19 protein-coding genes are annotated in these 20,769 nt (G+C 66.0%); 14 read left to right on the top strand and 5 right to left on the bottom strand.

Annotation, left to right across the window (positions count from 1 at the left end):
- From D477_RS03270 to holA, 4 genes are all read left to right on the top strand, one after another.
- Positions 1 to 408, top strand: a 408-nt coding sequence (locus D477_RS03270) for a DegV family protein (RefSeq protein WP_005267275.1), incomplete at its 5' end; no start/stop codon positions are given.
- 105 nt (positions 409 to 513) lie between these two features.
- Complete coding sequence (locus tag D477_RS03275) at positions 514 to 1,257, top strand: ComEA family DNA-binding protein (RefSeq protein ID WP_005267276.1); 744 nt, start codon at positions 514 to 516, stop codon at positions 1,255 to 1,257.
- Between the two features lie 182 nt (positions 1,258 to 1,439).
- Complete coding sequence (locus tag D477_RS03280; protein ID WP_190273514.1) at positions 1,440 to 3,923, top strand: ComEC/Rec2 family competence protein; 2,484 nt, start codon at positions 1,440 to 1,442, stop codon at positions 3,921 to 3,923.
- Between the two features lie 138 nt (positions 3,924 to 4,061).
- Positions 4,062 to 5,003 (top strand): DNA polymerase III subunit delta, encoded by a 942-nt coding sequence (gene holA / locus D477_RS03285; RefSeq protein WP_005267278.1) that lies wholly within the window; start codon positions 4,062 to 4,064, stop codon positions 5,001 to 5,003.
- A 117-nt stretch (positions 5,004 to 5,120) separates the two neighbouring features.
- Here holA and rpsT read toward each other — a convergent pair whose 3' ends face one another.
- Together rpsT and D477_RS03295 are read right to left on the bottom strand one after the other, a co-directional pair.
- Positions 5,121 to 5,381 (bottom strand): 30S ribosomal protein S20, encoded by a 261-nt coding sequence (gene rpsT / locus D477_RS03290; RefSeq protein WP_005267279.1) that lies wholly within the window; start codon positions 5,379 to 5,381, stop codon positions 5,121 to 5,123.
- 186 nt (positions 5,382 to 5,567) lie between these two features.
- Positions 5,568 to 6,107 carry a type II toxin-antitoxin system PemK/MazF family toxin gene (locus D477_RS03295; RefSeq protein ID WP_052510671.1) on the bottom strand — a complete coding sequence of 180 codons (540 nt, stop codon included), beginning with the start codon at positions 6,105 to 6,107 and terminating at the stop codon, positions 5,568 to 5,570.
- A 129-nt stretch (positions 6,108 to 6,236) separates the two neighbouring features.
- On the opposite strand from D477_RS03295, the gene lepA reads away from it, so the two are divergent.
- Both lepA and hemW read left to right on the top strand, forming a co-directional pair.
- A complete protein-coding gene (gene lepA, locus D477_RS03300) occupies positions 6,237 to 8,090 on the top strand; it encodes a translation elongation factor 4 (RefSeq protein WP_005267281.1) in 1,854 nt (617 codons plus the stop codon).
- A gap of 35 nt (positions 8,091 to 8,125) precedes the next feature.
- Complete coding sequence (gene hemW / locus D477_RS03305) at positions 8,126 to 9,355, top strand: radical SAM family heme chaperone HemW (RefSeq protein WP_005267283.1); 1,230 nt, start codon at positions 8,126 to 8,128, stop codon at positions 9,353 to 9,355.
- A gap of 39 nt (positions 9,356 to 9,394) precedes the next feature.
- On the opposite strand, the gene D477_RS03310 is transcribed toward hemW, so the two are convergent.
- Together D477_RS03310 and D477_RS03315 are read right to left on the bottom strand one after the other, a co-directional pair.
- Positions 9,395 to 9,817: a DUF4870 domain-containing protein gene (locus D477_RS03310; protein WP_005267285.1), complete on the bottom strand. Its 423-nt coding sequence runs from the start codon at positions 9,815 to 9,817 to the stop codon at positions 9,395 to 9,397.
- Between the two features lie 112 nt (positions 9,818 to 9,929).
- Complete coding sequence (locus tag D477_RS03315) at positions 9,930 to 10,772, bottom strand: DUF3097 domain-containing protein (RefSeq protein WP_005267287.1); 843 nt, start codon at positions 10,770 to 10,772, stop codon at positions 9,930 to 9,932.
- A 181-nt stretch (positions 10,773 to 10,953) separates the two neighbouring features.
- Between D477_RS03315 and hrcA the strand changes: the two genes are divergently transcribed.
- From hrcA to D477_RS03330, 3 genes are all read left to right on the top strand, one after another.
- Positions 10,954 to 11,967, top strand: a complete 1,014-nt coding sequence (gene hrcA, locus D477_RS03320; protein ID WP_005267289.1) for a heat-inducible transcriptional repressor HrcA — start codon at positions 10,954 to 10,956, stop codon at positions 11,965 to 11,967.
- A 70-nt stretch (positions 11,968 to 12,037) separates the two neighbouring features.
- Positions 12,038 to 13,168, top strand: coding sequence for a molecular chaperone DnaJ (dnaJ, locus tag D477_RS03325; RefSeq protein ID WP_005267290.1), 1,131 nt, complete (start codon positions 12,038 to 12,040; stop codon positions 13,166 to 13,168).
- Positions 13,169 to 13,171: 3 nt separating this feature from the next.
- Positions 13,172 to 13,933: a 16S rRNA (uracil(1498)-N(3))-methyltransferase gene (locus tag D477_RS03330; protein WP_005267291.1), complete on the top strand. Its 762-nt coding sequence runs from the start codon at positions 13,172 to 13,174 to the stop codon at positions 13,931 to 13,933.
- Between the two features lie 27 nt (positions 13,934 to 13,960).
- On the opposite strand, the gene D477_RS22535 is transcribed toward D477_RS03330, so the two are convergent.
- Positions 13,961 to 14,788, bottom strand: a complete 828-nt coding sequence (locus tag D477_RS22535; protein ID WP_081608457.1) for a Gmad2 immunoglobulin-like domain-containing protein — start codon at positions 14,786 to 14,788, stop codon at positions 13,961 to 13,963.
- Between the two features lie 537 nt (positions 14,789 to 15,325).
- Between D477_RS22535 and D477_RS03340 the strand changes: the two genes are divergently transcribed.
- From D477_RS03340 to D477_RS03360, 5 genes are all read left to right on the top strand, one after another.
- Positions 15,326 to 16,291, top strand: coding sequence for a PhoH family protein (locus tag D477_RS03340; RefSeq protein WP_424579996.1), 966 nt, complete (start codon positions 15,326 to 15,328; stop codon positions 16,289 to 16,291).
- A complete protein-coding gene (gene ybeY, locus D477_RS03345; protein WP_005267295.1) occupies positions 16,288 to 16,761 on the top strand; it encodes an rRNA maturation RNase YbeY in 474 nt (157 codons plus the stop codon). Before D477_RS03340 ends, ybeY begins: the two co-directional genes overlap by 4 nt.
- Before the next feature lie 8 nt (positions 16,762 to 16,769).
- Positions 16,770 to 18,086, top strand: a complete 1,317-nt coding sequence (locus tag D477_RS03350; protein WP_081608460.1) for a CBS domain-containing protein — start codon at positions 16,770 to 16,772, stop codon at positions 18,084 to 18,086.
- Between the two features lie 20 nt (positions 18,087 to 18,106).
- Positions 18,107 to 19,054: a GTPase Era gene (era, locus tag D477_RS03355; protein WP_005267299.1), complete on the top strand. Its 948-nt coding sequence runs from the start codon at positions 18,107 to 18,109 to the stop codon at positions 19,052 to 19,054.
- Between the two features lie 116 nt (positions 19,055 to 19,170).
- On the top strand, positions 19,171 to 20,742 hold the full coding sequence (locus D477_RS03360; RefSeq protein ID WP_005267301.1) for an LCP family protein: 1,572 nt from the start codon (positions 19,171 to 19,173) through the stop codon (positions 20,740 to 20,742).
- The last annotated feature ends 27 nt before the right edge of the window (positions 20,743 to 20,769 follow it).

Raw genomic sequence — 20,769 nt, forward strand, 5'->3', positions numbered from 1 at the left:
GCCGGCCGGGTCCTGTTCTATGTTCCGAGCCTGGACCAGCTGCGGCGCGGCGGCCGGATCAGCCCGGCGAGCGGCTACCTGGGCTCGCTGCTGTCTATCAAACCCATTCTGGGCATTAAGGACGGCGCGGTCGTTGGCCTGGAAAAGATCCGGACGGCGGCCAAAGCCAAGGCCCGGCTGCAGCAATTGGTGGTACGGGGGATCGAGGATCTCGATTACCCGCCGCAGCTGGCCGTGCACTATTTCGGCAATGAGTCCGAGGCGCAGGAACTGGCGGACGAGTTGGCAGCCCATGCCAGCGGGGAGATTCTGCTGACGCCGCTGCCGTCCGTGCTGGCGGCGCACGCGGGACTGGGCGTGCTCGCCGTGGTCATCGGTCCGGCGATGGCGGACTCCCAGGAGGCCTGAGCCAGGACCGACGACCCGGTCTCCACAGGCCTGCTCTGCACCGCACCATCCACATCGCGCGCCGCACGGACGGCAGCAGCCCGGACTGCTGCCTACCGTGGCAGCATGGGCCGCCATCGCTGGGAAACAGCGCCAATCCACCATGCAGGGGACCGGCCGGCACAGCCGGGACGGCGGCCCCGCTGGAAGATCGCGCTCGGCGCTGCGCTGATCGCCGCCGGCGTGGTTTTGGGCTACGGCATCGTCGTGGTGGCCACGGCGGACCTGAACCGGGCAGAGTCCGACGTGCTGGCCTCGCTGCCTGTCACCAGCCGGGCGACCGATCCTGGGGAATCTGGCGGACCGTCCCCGACGTCCGCCCGTGCGGAGCAACCCACAGAGGCAGCAGAAAGCCCCGCCGGCGAGACAATTGTCCATGTTGCCGGGGCGGTCAGGCAGCCGGGGATTGTGCGCCTGGGGGCGGCCGCACGCGTCTTCGAAGCACTGGAGGCCGCCGGAGGTGCCTTGCCGCAGGCAGACCTGGCGGCACTGAACCTCGCAGCGCCCGTGGCCGACGGACAGCAGATATTCGTCCCGTCCCCGGATCATCCCGCACCGGACAGCGCAGCATCCGGCAGCCCCGGCGGTCCGGCCGCCGGGGGCAATGCGGCGGGACCGGCAAAGATCAACCTCAATACCGCCACGGTCGATGAGCTAACAACCCTGCCGAGGGTCGGACCAGTGCTGGCACAGCGCATCGTGGACTTTCGGGAACAGCACGGCGCCTTTACCCGGCCTGAAGACCTCGACGCGGTGCCCGGGATCGGCGAGGTGATGCTGGCCAACCTGATCGAGCTGGTGACGATATGACGAAGCGTCCGCGCTGGCACGGGTACGCTGCCGCGGCCCGGGCCGGAGCGGAGGAAGGACCGGGAGCCGGCACGGCGGCCGGGCCCGCGGTTGCCCGGCCGACCGTGCGCGAACGGCTGGTGTTACGGATACCGGGAGTTGCCCGCGGTTGGGGACGGCTTCCGCAAGGCACTGACAGCCCGGTGCCGACTGACGTCCGAGTGGCTGCCGCCGCGCTGGTGTGCTGGCTGGGAGCGCTGTGGCTATCGCGTGGTTCCCCGGGCGTGAGCCTGGCGGCGTCCGGGTTCTGCTGCGGAACCGCCCTGATGCTCACGGGCTGGCTGCTGCTGCGCCGCCGCCACGGGAGGCCGGCAGGCTTCCTGTCCGGCACCGCGCTGCTGCTGCTGAGCGTGCTGGGGCTGCTGGCACTGGTCACCGGAGTGCAGCAGGCTGAACGGCTGGCAGGACCGATCGCGGCAGCCATTGATGCCGATGCCTATGTCAGCGTTGAGCTGCGTGCCGTCTCCGATGCCGCCCGGTCCAGGACTCCGTCCCGGTTTGGCGGCGAACGGTACCTCGTTTCTGCGGAAATCGAGTTCGCGTCCCACGACGGCAGGAAGTTCGAGGCAGCCACGCCCGTGCTCGTCCTCGGCAACGGAGCATGGAAGTCCGTGCGCTACGGTGACCGTATCCGGACTGCCGGAACCCTCGCCGCTGCCGACCCGGGCTCAGCGGAGCAGGCGCTGCTGAATGCCTCGGCCGCACCATTGATCACAGGTACCCTGGCCGCAGCCGACATCGTGAACGGGATGCGCAGCAAGTTCCTGGGCATGACCCGGACTCTGCCCGAAGATGCCCGCGGCTTGCTGCCGGGGATGGCCTTCGGTGACCGCGAACAGCAAACCGATGAGCTCGCCGAGGCGATGAAGCGGACGGGGCTGACGCACTTGCTCGCCGTCAGCGGGGCGAACTGCAGCTATCTGCTCGGGTTCGTGTACCTGCTCGCCCAGTCCTGCAGGGCGCCGCGCTGGTGCGCCGCGGCCTGCGGTATCGCCGCGCTGGCGGGTTTTGTCATGCTGGTGCGGCCGGAGCCCAGCGTGCTGCGGGCCGCCGTGATGGGAGTCGTGGGAGTCATCGCGCTGCTCACCGGCCGCCGGCGGGCTTCGCTGACCTTTCTTTCCGTTGCTGTCGTGGTGCTGCTCGTGGCGGATCCATGGCTAGCCAACGAATTCAGCTTTATGCTTTCGGTCTGCGCAACGCTGGGACTGGTTTTGTTCGGCAGCCGGTGCTCACTGTGGTTGCAGCGGTGGCTGCCCAAGGCAGTGGCCGATGCCATGGCGGTGCCGATCGCGGCCCAGATCTTCTGCACGCCCGTACTGGTCCTGCTGCAGCCCGAACTCGCGCTGTACTCCGTTCCTGCCAATGTCCTTGCCGCTCCCGTAGTACCCGTGGTGACCATCCTCGCGATGGCAGCGCTTGGGCTGCTTCCCCTGTTGCCTCTGCCGGCGGGCTGGCTGGTCTATGCCGCCGGCCTGCCGACGTTGTGGGTCGCTTGGATTGCGCGGACCTTCTCCGAATTGCCATTCGCCGCCCTGCCCTGGTGGGAAGGGGCAACAGGCTCGCTGGCGGCGGCGGCAGCCGGAGGAATGCTGGTGCTCCTGCTGTGGTTCGTATCCCGAATCAAGCGGGAATGGCGAGCAGAGCGGGCTGCGCCGTCGCGTCGCACAACCAGCGAAAGGACCAGGCCAATGACGAAAGGTGCCCGTGGCAGAGGCATCCTGTCAGAGATCCGGGACCGTGTCCGGCGGCCCCGCAGCGGGCACGGCCCGCGCTTAGTCGCCTGGACCCTGGCACCCGCGATCCTCATCGGAGGGCTTGCCGGCTGGCTGGCCGGCCCAGCGGCGGATGCCCAGGTCAAGGACAGGTGGGACGTAGCTGCCTGCGATGTAGGCCAGGGAGACGGCATCGTCGTTCGGACAGGCCCGGCCCGTGCGATCGTGGTCGATGCCGGACCGGACCCTCAGCTGATCGACAGCTGCCTGGATCTGCTCGGTGTGCAGACCGTTGGGATGCTGGTCCTCACGCACATGCACTTGGACCACTACGGCGGCATGGCGGGTGTATTCGAAGGCCGCGAGGTCTCATCCGTGATGATCGGCAGTTCGAAACCGGAACTGCCGCCCGCAGCCGCGGCAGAACTGCGCCGCCACGGTGTGGTGCCGGTACGCGGAGCAGCGGGCCAATCCGGATCGGAGGGAGCGGTCGGCTGGCAGGTGCTGTGGCCGGACGAGAACGCCGCCGGCCGTAGCGAGAACGATTCGAGCGTCGTCCTGCTGTTCGACGTCCCGCACGAGGACGGGCCCGATCTGCACCTGTTGCTGACCGGAGACCTGGAAGCGGAGGCCGCGGCCGCGATGCTCCACGGCCTGGGCGGCCGGATACCGGCCATCGATCTGATCAAGGTCAGCCATCATGGCGCGCGAAATGGTGGCGAAGAGCTTTTCAGCCAGTTGCAGCCCCAAGCCGCCCTGATTTCCGTCGGAGCAGATAATGATTACGGCCATCCCGCGCCGGAGATCCTGGCTGCCCTTGACCGGCTCCGGATTCCAGCGTTCCGCACCGACCTGATCGGGACAGTGCTGGTGGATCTGCGCGAAGGCCGGGCGGTCATCACCGACGCAGGCTGACCGACATCGTCCGGCTTGGGAAATCGCGGGCACCGTGGAAAAGTTGACGAAGGAATGAGGAGGCCCTGACCAGTGAACCCAAGCCCGGCACGCCCGACGAGCCGTAAGACCGTTGCCCGGACCGTATCCTGGCGGGAGGTGGAACCCGCCGAGGTCGTACTGATCAGCGGCCCGGAAGAATACCTCGGCCACCGTGCCAAGGACCGCATCCGATCGCTCGTCCGCGGAATCCACCCCGACGTCGAATTGACGGCGCTGGACGCCTCTTCCTATTCCAGCGGCCAGCTCACCATGATTGCGAGCCCCAGTCTGTTCGGCGAGGCGAAGCTCGTGGAGGTCTCGGCCGCGGCACAGATGAACGATGAGTTCCTCACCGATACCCTGGCGTACCTGAAGAACCCGTCCGAAGATGTCACGCTCGTCATTCAGCATTCCGGGGGAGTGCGGGGCAAGAAACTTCTTGATGCCATCAAGGCCAGCGGCGCCCCGGTGGTGGACTGCCAGGCGCTGAAGAAGGATTCGGAGAAGCTGGACTTCGTCCGCACTGAGTTCAAAGCGGCACGCAAAGGCCTCGAACCGGCCGCCGGACAGGCCCTGGTCGCAGCCATGGGCGCGTCGCTGCCCGACCTGGCGGCAGCTTGCGCGCAGTTGATCTCCGACACCCAGGGCACCGTCACGGAAGCCATCGTCGACAAGTACTACGGGGGCCGGGTGGAAGCCACCGGTTTCAAGGTTGCCGACGCCGCCATTTCCGGCCGCGGAGCCGCAGCTCTGGCGATGCTCCGCCATGCCCTGGCCACGGGCCTGGATCCTGTGCCCATTGTGGCGGTGTTGGCGATGAAGCTGCGCCAGATCGCCAAGGTCAAGAGTGCTTCGGTCAGCGCCAAGGACGCAGGCATGGCTCCTTGGCAGTTCGACCAGGCGCGGAAGGAAGCGCGGGCGTGGGACTCGGCAAACCTGGCCAAGTGCATCCGGCTGCTGGCCGAGACCGACGCGCAGGTAAAGGGTGCGGGACGGGACCCGGAATACGCTGTCGAGCACGCCGTGCAGGTCATCGCCGCCAGCGCAGCCCGACACTAGGGCGATCGTTAGAACTCGCCCTCCGGGCGGCCCCGGGCGGTTAAAACGGAACGGCTCCCGCTCTGAGAGCGGGAGCCGTTCAGCCCGTCCGGCCGGACAGGCGGGAAACCTTGAATCCTAGAGGGCGTTGACCTTCTTGGAGATCGCGGACTTGCGATTGGCCGCGTTGTTCTTGTGGATGACGCCCTTGCTGACAGCCTTGTCCAGCTTGCGGCTGGCAGCAGCCAGGGCTGCCGAGGCAGCGTCCTTGTCAGCCGAATCAACGGCGCTGCCGACAGCGCGGATGGCGGTCTTCAGCTCGGACTTGACAGCGGCGTTGCGCTGGCGTGCCTTCTCGTTGGTGAGGATGCGCTTCTTCTGGGACTTGATATTAGCCACTTATAAACTCTCTTTGTAATGCGGACTGGTCGGTGAGGGCAGTCAGACCGGCCATTGACTGAGCGGCGTGGGGATACCGTAATGGCAGCCGGGCTGAGGTGCCCGTCGACCTGCGCGGACACACAGCTAGCAATACTAGCAGATCCCGGGCGTCCATGCGGCAACCAACGCCGGCGGCGCGGCGGGTTAGTTCCAGCCGTGGCGGCGACGCAGAGCCTCGGCGACGCGGTCGAAGGCGGTCTTGGCCAGCACCGCACCCTCACGGCGGATATCGCGCGGATCCACTTGCAGGATCCGGTCCAGTTTGACCTCGCTCGGACGCCGTTGCCGGTCCCAGGGCCCGGTTCCGACGTCGACGTAGTCCGCGTCATGGTGCTCCCCATTGTTGCGGTCCCGAGTGGTCATCATCAACGCCAGCAGCCGGCCGCCGTTGTGTCCGACCAAGAGGACGGGGCGGTCCTTGCCTTGGCTGTAGTCCTCTTCGTAGGGCACCCACGTCCAGACGACCTCGCCCGGGTCCGCTTCGCCGTCGGGCTTTGGGGCATAAGCGATCCGCGCGGTCCCGCGGAAGTCGCCCGGATAGGCCGAGCTCAGGTCGGGTCCCTGGACAGCGGCGCCGCCCCGGCCGCGGTGCGGACGGGGCGGAGCCGAACTCCGCTGGAGCTTGCCGAAGGCCTTCACCGCACCGCGCAGCAGGCGCCCGATCATGTTCGCATCAATTGCCATGCTGCAACGTTATCGCCCGGTTTGCCCGGCAGAGGGCATGCACGCCGGGCGCATTCTCATGGGAGACTATTAACTTGGCATCTGTTGCAGCCACCCCCGTAAGTCCCGCTTGACAGTTAGGAAACCGCTGTGTCCCCCATGGCCCGCACCGCACCGGTGCCTGCCGCCACAGATCCGGCGATCATCAGGAACTTCTGCATCATTGCGCACATCGACCATGGGAAGTCCACGCTCGCCGACCGGATGCTCCAGCTGACCGGAGTGGTGCAGCCGCGCGACATGAAGGCGCAGTACCTGGACCGGATGGACATCGAGCGCGAACGCGGGATCACCATCAAGTCCCAGGCGGTGCGCATGCCTTGGGAACTGGACGGCACGGCCTACGCGCTGAATATGATCGACACCCCCGGCCACGTGGATTTCACCTACGAGGTATCGCGGTCGCTGGCCGCCTGCGAGGGCGCCGTCCTGCTGGTTGATGCTGCCCAGGGCATCGAGGCACAGACCTTGGCGAACCTGTACCTGGCGATGGAGAACGATCTGACCATCATCCCGGTGCTGAACAAGATCGACCTGCCCGCCGCCCAGCCGGAGAAGTATGCAGAGGAACTTGCCAACCTCATCGGCGGGGATCCCGAGGACGTGCTGAAGGTTTCCGGCAAGACCGGTGAGGGCGTCGAGGCACTGCTGGACAAGATCGTGCGTGACCTGCCTGCCCCGGTCGGTGATGCGAATGCTCCGGCCCGTGCCATGATTTTCGACTCCGTTTACGACTCCTACCGCGGCGTGGTGACCTATGTCCGCGTTGTCGACGGCCAACTGTCGCCGCGGGAACGCATTCAGATGATGTCGACCAAGGCCAGCCACGAACTGCTCGAGATCGGGGTCAGTTCCCCCGAGCCCACCCCCACCAAGGGCCTCGGCGTTGGCGAAGTCGGCTACCTCATTACCGGCGTGAAGGACGTCCGCCAGTCGAAAGTAGGCGATACGGTCACCAACTACGCCAAGCCTGCCCCGGAGTCGTTGGGCGGCTACGAGGACCCGAAGCCGATGGTCTTCTCCGGGCTGTACCCGATCGACGGCTCGGACTATCCCGTGCTGCGCGACGCCCTGGACAAGCTCAAGCTCAACGATGCCGCTCTGATCTATGAGCCGGAAACCTCTGCTGCGCTGGGATTCGGCTTCCGCGTAGGCTTCCTGGGACTGCTGCACCTGGAGATTACCCGCGAACGGCTCGAGGCCGAATTCGGGCTGGACCTGATTTCCACCGCGCCGAATGTGGTCTACCAGGTGACACTTGAAGACAAGAATGTCGTCACCGTCACCAACCCGAGCGAATTCCCCGAAGGCAAGGTCAACGAGGTCCGCGAACCGATGGTCTCGGCCACCATACTCGCCCCGAGCGAATTCGTCGGCGCGATCATGGAGCTGTGCCAGTCGCGCCGCGGCCAGATGAAGGGCATGGACTACCTTTCGGAGGACCGGGTCGAACTGCGCTACTGGCTGCCGCTGGCCGAGATCGTTTTCGACTTCTTCGACCAGCTGAAGTCCAAGACCCGCGGCTACGCCTCCCTGGACTGGAAGGCCGACGGCGAGCAGGTCGCGGACCTGGTCAAGGTGGACATCCTGCTCCAGGGCGAGCAGGTGGATGCATTCAGCGCCATCACCCACCGGGACAAGGCCTACAGCTACGGCGTCATGATGACCTCGAAGCTGCGGGAGTTGATTCCGCGCCAGCAGTTCGAGGTTCCGATCCAGGCCGCCATCGGCTCACGCATCATCGCCCGCGAAAACATCCGCGCGATCCGCAAGGACGTGCTGGCCAAGTGCTATGGCGGCGACATCTCACGCAAGCGCAAGCTGCTGGAGAAGCAGAAGGAAGGCAAGAAGCGCATGAAGATGGTGGGACGAGTCGAAGTCCCGCAGGAGGCCTTCATCGCTGCGCTGTCTTCGGATGAGTCGAAAGACAAAGCGAAGAAGTAGTTCCATGAGCTTTACGACGACGGTGGCCCGGTGCCGTGCCTAGTGTCCTTCCGGTAGGCGACCCGGCACCCCTCGACGGCCTGCTGCCGGCACAGGCTGCGGAGGGTGCCGCAGGGCGCGAGTTCTGCCTGTACGTACACATTCCCTTCTGTGCCGTGCGCTGCGGCTACTGCGACTTCAACACCTATACCGCCAAGGAGCTCGGTTCCGGCGCGTCCCAAGCGGAGTATTCCGGCACGGTGAACTCGGAGCTGGATTTCGCTGTCAAGGCGCTGGCGGCTTCAGGCGTGCCGGAGCGGAAGCTGTCGACCGTCTTCTTCGGCGGCGGGACGCCCACGCTGCTGCCGGCGGCCGACCTCGCCTCGATCCTGCGGCGGGCCGACCAGCTGTGGGGCCTGGAAGCCGGAGCCGAAGTGACCACGGAAGCCAACCCGGACTCCGTGACCCCGGAGTCGCTGCAGACACTGGCCGACGCAGGCTTCACTCGGGTCTCCTTCGGAATGCAGTCGGCGGTCCCGCACGTGCTGAAGGTGCTCGACCGCACCCACGATCCCGAACGGGTACCGCAGGCTGTCGCGTGGGCCCGCGCAGCCGGCCTCAAAGTGAGCCTGGACCTGATCTATGGGACGCCGGGGGAGTCGATGGCTGACTGGGTGGCCAGCCTGGAGGCAACCATCGCCTGCAGTCCGGACCACATCTCCGCCTACTCGCTGATCATCGAAGACGGCACCAAGCTCGCGGCCCAAATCCGGCGCAGCGAAGTTGCTGCGATCGATGACGATGATCACGCGGACAAGTACCTCAAGGCGGACGAAATGCTCGCCGCGGCCGGCTACACCTGGTACGAAGTCAGCAACTGGGCGCGTTCGGACCCCGACCGCTGCCGCCACAACCTGGCGTACTGGCGGGGCGCCGACTGGTGGGGTGCAGGCCCCGGAGCCCATTCCCATATGGGCGGCGTCCGCTGGTGGAATGTCAAGCACCCTGCTGCCTATGCACAGCGGCTTTCGACGTCGGTCTCGCCAGCTGCCGGACGGGAAACCCTGGACGGCCGAACCCGCCAGGTGGAGCACATCATGCTGCAGACCCGCATCATCGACGGACTGGCCACCGCTGAACTGGGCCCGGAAGGCAGGGACGCTGTCGCCGGGCTGATCGCGGAGGGACTTCTCGACGGTGCGGCGGCCATCGCCGGAACCGTGAGGCTCACGCTGCAGGGCCGGCTGCTCGCGGACGCCGTCGTGCGGCGCCTGCTCGGCTATTAGCGCCGTGGCCGGCCGACAGGCACTAAGGCCACCGCCCGCCTAGCGGATCAGGCGCAGGTTCAGCGGGTACTGGTACGGCCGTCCGCGGTTGACCTCGATGCCGGCCTTGACCGAGAACACGGTCAGGAAAACCCACACCGCGGCCGCAACCACGGCGAAAAAGCCGCTGACAGCCGGAATCAGGATCAGCAGGTTGGCGATGACGGCGACGATGGTCGGCGGCAGCGTGAAGTTCAGCGCTTCCTTCGACTCCTGGGCAGTGAACGGGCCGCGGTCCTTGAAGATCAGGTAGATGACCAGGGACGGCAAGCACCCGAGGATTCCCCCGAAGTGCGCCATGGTGGCCCACTGCCGGTCCTCGGAGGGCGTCAGCGGCAGCGCGGAAGACGCGGCGCTCTGGTACTGCGTCGGGCGCGACGGATCATGCTCCGGCTGTTGGCCGCGCACGGGATTGTCTGACACAGAACCTGCCTTGGGATTAACGGTGTTCCTCAATATCGCTATCTAAGAGAGTAGGTTGAGCGGGCAATGGCCGCAAATGGCCGGCGGCAGTGCGGACGGCGCGTGTCCGGGATTACGCCGTGAGGAAATCGATGACTTCCTCAACCCGGCCCAGCAGAGAGGGCTCCAGGTCGGCGTAGGTGCGGACGCCGGCCAGCAGCCGCTTCCAGCCGTCGGCGATATCGGCCTGGCTGCTGTGCGGCCAGCGGAGTCCGGCGAGGATGCCGGTCTTCCAATCCGTGCCGCGTGGCACAACGGGCCACTGGTCCAGGCCAATCACAGACGGCTTGATGGCTTGCCACACATCGACATAGGGGTGTCCCACAATCAGGACGTTTCCCCTGGCAGCGGGTACGGCCATGGCTGCCTGGGCGATCCGCCATTCCTTAGTGTCAGGGAGGAGGTGGTCAACGAGGATGCCCAGCTTCCGGTCCGGTCCAGGCCCGAAATTTTCGACGGCGGCGGCAAGGTCGTCCACGCCGTGCAACGGTTCGACGACGATGCCTTCGACCCGCAGGTCGTGTCCCCAGACCTTTTCGACAAGTTCCGCATCGTGCTTGCCCTCAACCCAGATCCGGCTCGCCTTCGCCACTTGCGCCCGGAGCCCCTCGACCCGTACGGATCCGGAAGCCGTGCGCTGCGGCCCGGCAGGACGCGCTTTCGGCGCGGCCGCCACCACTTTCACCGGCTCGCCCTCGAGCAGGAAGCCGAAACCGAGCGGGAAGGACTTGGTCTTGCCCCGCCGGTCCTCCAGTGCGACCAAATGGACTCCGCCGGACTTCTCCACCCGGACCACCGCCCCGACCCAGCCGGACTGGACGTCTTCAAGGACGAGGCCGTGCTCGGCCGGAACCTCACGCAGCTGGCGGGCCTTCGGCGCGACGAGATCCTGCGGGCCCCATCCGTAACTGCTCATGGCGACTTCCTTTGTTCATGCTCTGTGGAGGACGGAACGGCCGGGCTGTATGGTGGCCGTCGGCCGGTGCCGGGCGGCCTGACAATGCTAACAACCGGCGAAAGGTATTAGACTTAGCACTTAGGTGTGTTGAGTGCTAATGCCGTGCGCGGGCCGGCCGGTCAGAATCAGGAGGTGTTCCGTGAGCGAAGTCCGACGACTTGAAGTACTGCGTGCCATCGTTGAAGACTACGTTCATTCGCGCGAGCCTGTCGGCTCCAAGGCGTTGGTCGAAAGACACCACCTCGGCGTGTCTTCGGCTACCATCCGCAACGACATGGCGGCGCTGGAGGAGGAAGGGCTCATCGTTGCCCCGCACACCAGCGCTGGACGGATTCCCACGGATAAGGGCTACCGGCTGTTCGTCGACCGGATCTCCGACGTGAAGCCGCTGTCGCCGGCAGAACGGCGCGCCATCCAGGCCCTGCTGGAGGGAGCGGAGGACCTGGACGACGTCATGGACCGGACGGTGCGGCTGCTCTCCCAGCTGACGCACCAGGTTGCCGTCATCCAGTACCCGCAGTTGCGCCGGGCCAAAGTGCGGCATATCGAGTTCGTCCTCCTTGGCCCTGCCCAAGTGCTGATCGTGCTCATTGCCGACAACGGCAAGGTGGAGCAGCAGGTCATCGCCCTGCCCGCCACAGCAACCGAAAACCAGCTGGCCGATCTGCGGGCTGCGTTCCTGACAGAACTTTCGGGCCATCCGCTGGAAGCGGTCCGCGGCCTCGCCGATACGGTGCTGCGGAACGTCCGGCCGGAGTCGGCGGAAGTGGCCATGGCGCTGGGTGCGGCGCTGGCCAAGCTCGCCGAGGCCACGCACGAGGAACGGATTCTGCTGGCCGGCACGGCCAACCTGGCCCGTTCCACCATGGACTTCCCGCTGACCATCGGCCCGATCCTTGAGGCGCTCGAAGAGCAGGTGGTCATGCTCCGGCTCCTGTCGGAGATGTCGCAGGACGCCCGCGGCGTCTCGGTACGGATCGGCAGCGAGAACCCCTACGGTTCGTTGTCGGAGACCTCCGTCGTCGCTACCGGGTATGGACCGGATGCCTCCGCCAAGGTAGGCATCCTGGGACCCACACGAATGGATTATCCAACCACGATGGCCGCTGTCCGCGCAGTCGCCCGCTACCTTTCGCGGATCCTCGCCGGCTAGGCACCGCCACCAGAAGCAGCAGCCGGACAGTTCCTGTCCGCCAACCGATTCCAGGAAAGAAGTTAACCAGGTGAGCAACCACTACGACGTTCTCGGTGTCAGCCAGGATGCCACAGCTGAGGAAATCAAGAAGGCCTACCGCAAGCTGGCCAGGAAACTGCATCCGGACGTCAACGATGGACCCGAGGCCGCGGAGAAGTTCAAGCAGGTCAGCCATGCCTACGAGGTGCTCTCCGATCCCCAGAAGCGCCGTGTTTATGACACCACCGGCAATGAGAACGGCACGGACAGCGGCTTCGGCGGAGGCTACTCCGGTGCCGGCTTCGCCTTCCAGGACATTTTCGAGACGTTCTTCGGCGGACAGGGAGGAGCCGGCGGGCCGGCGTCGCGGCGCCAGCGCGGGCAGGACGCATTGATCACGGTGCGCATCGACCTCAAGGATGCCGTGTTCGGCGTCAACAAGAAGATCGAGGTGGATACCGCCGTCATTTGTCCGACGTGCGACGGCAGCTGCTGCCGCCCCGGCACCAGCCCGCGCACCTGCGACATCTGCGGCGGCTCCGGCCAGGTCCAGCGGGCGGTGCGCTCCATCCTCGGCCAGGTTATGACCGCGGCGCCCTGCGGCAGCTGCCAGGGCTTCGGAACGGTCATCCCCGATCCCTGCAACGAGTGCAACGGCGAGGGCCGGATCCGCAGCCGCCGTTCGCTGACCATCAAGATTCCGGCCGGCGTGGGCACGGGCACCCGGATCCAGCTCGCCGGCCAGGGCGAGGCCGGTCCCGGCGGCGGCCCGCAGGGCGATCTGTACGTTGAGATCCGGGTGGCCCAGGACAAGAACTTCCTGCGCGAGGGCGATGACCTGCACGTGACGATGTCCGTGCCGATGACCGCAGCGGCCCTCGGCACGGAATTGGAGCTCGACACGTTCGACGGCGCCCAGCCGCTCAACATCCGGCCCGGAACCCAGGCCGGGGAAGTCATCACGCTGCGCGGGCTCGGCGTCACGCATCTGCGCGGTTACGGCCGCGGCGACCTGAAGGTGCACATCCACGTCGAAACACCCACCAAGCTCGACGCCGACCAGGAAAGCCTGCTCCAGCAGCTGGCCCAGGTACGCGGTGAGCAGTTCACCGAAGGCAAGCTGGCCGGCAGCGGGACGGGCGTCTTTGCCCGGCTCCGCGATAAGCTCGGCAACCTCTGATCCATGACCAACCCGGTCTTTTTCGCTGAGCCCGGAGAGTTCGACGGCGTTGCTCCCGGTGGTCTTTTCGTCCTCACCGGTGCGGAGGCGCGGCATGCGGTCGCGGTCAAGCGGCTGGCTGCCGGGGAAGCCGTGGACATCGTGGACGGCACCGGCAAGCGGCTGTCCGGAGTCGTCGCGTCCGCCTCACCGCAGGAGCTGGCCGTGCGGGCCGACGCCGTGGCCCTCGACCCGGCTCCACCCTTCAACCTGACGCTGGTCCAGGCTCTGGCCAAGGGGGACCGGGACGAGCTCGCGATCGAAGCGGCCACCGAACTGGGGGTCGACCGGGTGGTGCCCTGGCAGTCGGAACGCAGCATTGTCCGCTGGCGGGATGCGAAGGCGGCCAAGGGACAGGCCAAGTGGGAGGCGACGGTCAAGGCCGCGGCGAAGCAGTCCCGCCGCGCCGCGGTTCCGGCCGTTGGCGCCTTGGTGGGCTTGAAGGAACTGTGCGGGCAGATCGCCGAAAGCCGGCTCGCGTTAATCCTGCACGAAGAGGCGGAGCAGACGCTGCCCGAAGCCGTGGCAGCGGCCGGCTTGTCCGCGGACACCGGCGGCAGCATCCTCATGATTGTCGGGCCAGAAGGTGGAATGAGTCCGAACGAAGTGGAGCAGATGCGTGCCGCCGGCGCAATCGCTGTGCGGCTGGGCCCCCACGTGCTGCGGTCATCGACGGCGGGTCCGGCAGCCGTGACCCTGCTGAGCGTCCAGCTCCAGCGCTGGTGACGCGGGCGGCAGCGAAACTTGCCGCGACTACTTGACGGTGAAGGCCTTGCTGTCCGTGTTGCGGCCAGGCGCTTCGGCGTCTTGCTGGCCGGCGTGGAACACCTCCAGCCGGTAGGCACCGGCCGGAAGGTCAAGCCCGAACCTGAATTCGCCGGACTCTCCCGCGGGAGCACTGATCGCCACGCTTCCCGATTCCACCGGGTTCCCTGCGGCCGCGCCGTCTTCGTCCACACGGGCCACCTGCCAGGACAGCTCCGATCCGAAGGCGACGGCCCGGCCGTAAACCTCCAGCCGCCCGTCCAAGGAAGCATCCTGCTGCGGATCGATCACCCAGATCGGCGCGCTGAGTTCCGGGTTGCGTGCCATCAGGCCGCCCAGTTGGACGTGGCCGAAGGCCTGGTAGCCGCGATGCCCATCGACCAGGATTTCCACCTCGAGCGGGTTCTCCGGGGCGCTCAGGCCCGCGTTCGCAGCGGCTGCTGTAGCCGTATAGACCAGTTGCTGAACCGCGCGTTCGGCGATGCCGGCATCAACATCTGCTTCGAAGGCGTCCGAGGAAATGTCCAGGGTGATCACCGAGCCGTTGGTGATCGAGGCGCCCACCTTCGACGCCGGCCGCCACGGGTTGAAGTAGTCCGGGTCCAGCGGCTGCAGCGAAAGCGCGGCATTGACCGCCGTCGTAATGGGATCTCCCAAGTCCTCGGCAGACCGGAACTCGCGGTAGAGGAACACGTTGTCGGCGTTCTCGCCCATCCAGTACACCGGCGAGAGCGAGGTACTTTGCGGCGTCTCGACGGGCGCGCTCGTGACCAAGGGGCTGCTGGCGATCGTCGGGGCGCCGCTGCCGGCAGGCATCGATGTCTTAGGTCCGTTGCCCGATCCGGCGGGGGTGCAGCCGATCAGCACAAGGCTGCCCAGCGTCAGGACGGACAGCCACGCACGGAATCTGTGCGCTGCCGGAGCCTGGGGCCGCGGAGTCTGCTCGGGGGAAATAGCTGCGTTCCTTCGTTTTGCGGTTTCGTTCTTTTGCCAATCGGTATCGCGCCGGAAGCCGGGCGGTGCCGATGTCCGAGAGACTAGCTTGGCACATTGGGGCTCGATGCCGGGGCCGTTTCGGGCCCTCTCAACCGGACTGATGCACGATTGAAACAGGATCGATACCGAATGCCGCGCCGTTCCTCCAGAGGCCGACGGCGGCTGCGTGCCGTAGCATTGATGTATATGGTGCCGTCCACAAGAGCGGGCGGGAACCGAGCAACTGACAAGCAGCGATACGCGAACCTGAAGGGGCGATGGAAGGCCGGGACCGGCCGCACTATGTCGGAAACACGTTTGGATGTTGATCCGCTCGGATCCAGTAGCCGTTCCGTGCACTTCGAATCGCCCGAGCATATGGTCAGGGCACTCGGCGCCCAGGACGAAGTGCTCCGGCTGATCGAGTCCGAGTTCACCGACGTGAACCTGCATGTGCGTGGCAATGAACTCTCCATTTCAGGGCCCGCGGCGGCGGTCGAACGCACCGAACGCCTGCTGGCCGAAATCAGGACCCTGGCTGCCAATGACACCAGGGTGACCCCGCAGGTGGTCGAGCAGTTGCTGCGCATGCTCAGCGAGCAGTCCGTCGCCAGGCCCTCCGAAGTCCTCACGCTGAACATTCTGTCCTCGCGCGGACGCACCATCCGGCCGAAGACGCTGAACCAGAAGACCTACGTCGACGCGATCGACAAGAACACGATCGTTTTCGGCATCGGCCCGGCGGGCACGGGCAAGACCTACCTTGCCATGGCGAAGGCTGTCCAGGCGCTGCAGCACAAGGAAGTCAACCGGATTATCCTGACCCGCCCGGCAGTCGAAGCCGGCGAACGCCTGGGCTTCCTGCCGGGTACGCTCAGCGACAAGATCGACCCGTACCTGCGGCCGCTCTATGATGCCCTGCACGACATGATGGATCCGGACTCCATTCCGCGGCTGATGGGTGCCGGCACCATTGAGGTCGCTCCGTTGGCCTATATGCGCGGACGCACCCTCAACGATGCCTTCATCATCCTCGACGAAGCGCAGAACACCACGCCGGAGCAGATGAAGATGTTCCTGACCCGGCTCGGATTCGGTTCCAAGATGGTGGTCACCGGGGACGTGACGCAGATTGACCTGCCGGGCGGCTCAAGTTCGGGACTCAAGGTGGTCAGCGAGATCCTCCAGGGCGTCGAGGACGTCAGCTTCTCGATGCTCGATGCTTCCGACGTCGTCCGCCACCGGCTGGTCAGCGACATCGTCAATGCCTACAGCCGGTGGGACGACAACCGGCGGCAGCACGTACCGGCCAGGAACCGGGCTCCGAGGGAGGCTCAGCGGTGAGCATCGAGGTCAACAATGAATCCGCCATGGCTGCGGATGAAGCCGAACTCGCCCGCTTGGGCCGCTTCGTATTGGACAGCATGTATGTCCATCCCGAAGCCGAGCTGTCCATCATCCTTGTCGACAAGGATGCGATGGAACGGCTCCACATCGAATGGATGGACGAGCCGGGACCAACCGATGTCCTGTCATTTCCCATGGATGAGCTGCGGCCCGGCACGCCGGCGCAGAAGACGCCCGCGGGAGTGCTCGGCGATGTCGTGCTGTGCCCGCAGGTCGCGGAGGAGCAGGCCCGCAAAGCCGGACACAGCGTCGGCGAGGAACTGCTGCTGCTGACCACGCACGGAATGCTTCACCTGCTCGGCTACGACCATGCCGAACCGGAGGAGGAAAAGGAGATGTTCGGCCTGCAGCGTCAACTGCTGGCCGATTTCCTCGGCAAGGAAGCGCCCACGGAGACCACCCTTTGATCATTTGGATGCTGACCGGCCTCGCGGCTGTGTTTATCCTGCTGGCCGCGGTCCTCACAGCTGCCGAATCTGCGTTCACCTACCTTCCTCGGCAGGAAGCAGAGCAGCTGCTCGCCAGCGGCCGGGGCCGCAGCCTGGATACCATCCTGCAGGCTCCGGTCGCCCACATGCACGGACTGCGCTTCTGGAGGATCTGGTTCGAGACGGCCGGAGCGGTTGGCGTTGCGCTGCTCTTCTACGACCTGCTGCGCAACATCTGGCTTGCCGGGCTGTTGGCCACGGCCGCCATGGCCGCCGTCGGCTTTGTGCTGGTGGGCGTGTCGCCCCGGCAGTTCGGCCGTTTGCATGCGACCGGTGTCGTGCTGGCCACGGCACCTGCCGTCAGGCTGCTCTGCGGCATCCTGGGCCCGATTCCGCGCTGGCTGGTCCGGCTCGGCAGCGCTGTTGCGCCCAATGCGCCGCGGGCCGACGCCGCGTTTTTCTCCGAAGAGGAGTTCCGGGAGTTCGTTGACCGCGCCAATGAGGCGGACATGATCGAAGACACCGAGGCGGAGCTGATCCAGTCAGTATTCGACCTCGGTGACACCAAAGTACGGGCCGTCATGGTCCCGCGCACCGACATCGTGACCATCGACAGCGGGTCCACCCTGAAGCAGGCGATGTCCCTGTTCCTGCGGTCTGGCTACTCGCGCATCCCGGTTATTGGAGAGAACGCGGACCAGGTCAAAGGCATCCTCTATCTGAAGGATGTGGCCGCGCGGGTCCACACTCGTCCTGAAACGGGTGCGCGCATGCTGGTGGACGAGGCCTGCCGGGACGTCCGCTATGTGCCCGAATCGAAGGCCGTTGGCGAGCTGCTCAAGGAGTTGCAGCGCGAATCCACGCACGTGGCGATTGTCGTCGACGAATACGGCGGCACTGCCGGCCTGGTCACTCTGGAGGACCTGATCGAGGAAATTGTCGGCGAGATCGTCGACGAGTATGATTCCGAACGGCCCGAAATCGAGGCGCTGGAGGATGGCCGTTACCGGGTGAGCGCCCGGACCAGCATCGATGACCTCGGCGAGCTCTTCGGTTTGGACTTGGACGATGAGGAAGTCGACACTGTCGGGGGCCTGCTGGCCAAGACCTTGGGGCGCGTGCCGATCGTCGGCAGCGAAGTGACGCTGCAGCGCCTGCACATCTATGCCGAGCGGCTGGAAGGACGCCGCAACCGGGTGTCCCATGTCCTGGCCTGGCTCGACCCGGCACCGGCGGATGCCTCCAACGGCAGCCATGCGGCCGGATATGTCCCTGCCCGAGCGGAACCGGAGTCGGAAAAATGACAGCACGAGAAGACAAGGCTATGGCGATGGCCAGCAGCGGATGGCCGGCGGATTACCGGGCCGGCTTCGTTTCACTGGTCGGGCGGCCTAACGCCGGCAAGTCGACCCTGACCAATGCGCTCGTGGGGCAGAAGGTCGCCATCACGTCGGCCAAGCCCCAGACAACACGGCACACCATCCGCGGGATCGTGCATCGCAGCGATTCCCAGCTGGTGCTGGTCGACACGCCGGGACTGCACCGTCCGAGGACGCTGTTGGGCCAGCGGCTCAACGACCTGGTTGCCGAAACGCTGTCCGAGGTGGACGCTATCGGCTTCTGCCTGCCGGCGAACGAGAAGATCGGCCCGGGGGACAGGTTCATTGCGAATCAATTGGCCGGGCTGGCCCGTAAACCGGTTGTCGCCCTCGTCACCAAAACAGACCTCGTGGACCGGGGCGCTCTGGCGGAACAGTTGCTCGCCGTTACCGCCCTCGGCACGGAAGTTTTCGGTCCTGACGGATTCGCCGACGTCGTACCCGTTTCCGCGGCGGACGGCTTCCAAGTGGACACCGTTGCCGACGTGCTGGTCTCCAGGATGCCGCTCTCGCCGCCGCTGTACCCCGATGGGGAACTGACAGACGAACCCGAGGCGGTCATGGTCGCTGAGCTGATCCGCGAAGCTGCCTTGGAAGGGGTGCGGGAGGAGCTGCCGCACTCGCTCGCCGTCGTCGTGGAGGAAATCGTCCCCCGGGAAGGCCGCAGCGAGGACAATCCGCTGCTCGATGTCAGGGTGAACCTGTTCGTGGAACGGCCGAGCCAGAAGGCCATTATCATCGGCAAGGGCGGCGCGCGGCTGCGGGATGTTGGCACGCGTGCACGGCGCGGCATCGAGGCTCTGCTCGGTACCAGGGTGTACCTTGATCTCCATGTGAAAATTGCCAAGGACTGGCAGCGGGACCCGAAGCAGTTGGTCCGGCTCGGCTTCTGACCGGACCCGGCGGCAGGGAACTTTCCCCAGTAGCCGTCCGTGTGCATGAGTAGCAATTTTTCACGATTATCCGTTTATCCGCCTCGTGCTGATATTTTCCCGAAAGGCAGGCATCCGTGGGTCGTCGCGGCAGTTCGAGTGATGATCCGCTGCATCACGAAGGCGGAATTCCCGCTCCTCCGGTCCGTGCCGGAGAAACGCATCCCGTCCGGCACAGCACCGCACGGCACCTGCGGAAAGGCAAACGCTTCACCTGGCTGAAGGTTGTCTCTGCCGTGCTGGCCTGCGCTTTGGTGGCCGGCCTGGGCGTCATCGTGGTCAAGGTGGTGGGTCTGCGTTCCAGCCTCACGACAGAACCGCTCAACCTGGGCACCGAGGCCCAGGGCCTGCCGGTCGACCTGAGCACGGATCCGGTGCAGATCCTGATCCTGGGTACCGATTCGCGGGCCAACACCGGCGGCGCCTACGGCCGGGATCCCTCCTCCGATGGCAAGGGCAACTCGGACGTCATGATGCTGATGAACTTGTCCGCGGACCGCGAGCGGGTCACGGTTGTCAGCCTGCCGCGCGACCTGCTGACCGACATTCCTGCCTGTGAGGATCCGCAGACCGGCGCCATCTACCCCGCGCAGCAGTTCGCCCAACTGAACACCGCTCTGAGCTACGGCGGTCCTGGCTGCACAGTTGCTGCGATCAACCAGCTGACCGGGATGGAAATCGACCACTTCATGATGGCCGACTTCAACGCCGTCAAGGAGCTCTCGACGGTCATTGGCGGTGTCGAGGTCTGCGTCAACGAGCCGATCCACGATACCTACTCCAATCTCGAGCTGCCGGCCGGCGTGAGCGAAATCCAAGGCGAGCAGGCGCTGGCGTTCCTGCGGACCCGGCATGCGTTCGGCGACGGCGGCGACCGCGGCCGGATCCGGGCCCAGCAGAGCTTCCTGTCCTCGATGGCCCGCAAGATCACGTCCGAGGGGACCCTGACCAATGTGCCCCGGCTTTACAACATTGCCGATGCCATCGCTCGCAACCTGACCGTGGACGAGGGGCTGGCGGAGATCACGAAGCTGCTGGCGCTGGCCGACCGGATCAAGAACGTTGACCTCGGCAAGGTCGCCTTTGTGTCCCTGCCGACAAGCCTGTACGAGCCGAACCCGAACAGGCTGGTCATGGACGAAGTGGAAGGCGAGAAGCTGTTCAGCATCCTTCGGGCCGACGGCGACGTCACGGCGGCGGACGAGGACGAAGAACCTGCGTCGCCCGCGCCCAGCGACGGACCGTCGTCCCCGGCCGCCCCCGAGCCCGAGGAGCCGGCATTCGATCCGTCGGCCCAGCCGGTGGAGGTCGTCAACGCTTCCGGCACCGACGGGCGCAGCAGTGAGATTGCCGAACAGCTCCAGACGCTCGGCTACCTGCTCGCAACCGGGACGGAGTCACTGGAGACCAGTCCGGCAACCCAGATCTTCTATTCGGCGGGATTCGAAGACGTTGCCAATGAACTGGCGGAAGAACTGAATGTTCCCAAGGCCAGCGTGCTTTCCTCCGAACGGAACCACGGTGTAACCATCAGCATGGGGGCGGACTTCGCCACCGGCACACAGTTGGAGGCCACCGGGGGAGTGGGCGGCAACCTGCGCGGCCAAACCGCGGACCAGGTCACGTGCCAGGGGTCCGGCGGCTTCTAGGCCCGCTCAGCTATAAGGCAAGGCCGC

Origin of the sequence: Arthrobacter crystallopoietes BAB-32, assembly GCF_000328305.2 — a bacterium.
Classification (GTDB): Bacteria; Actinomycetota; Actinomycetes; order Actinomycetales; family Micrococcaceae; genus Crystallibacter; species Crystallibacter crystallopoietes_A.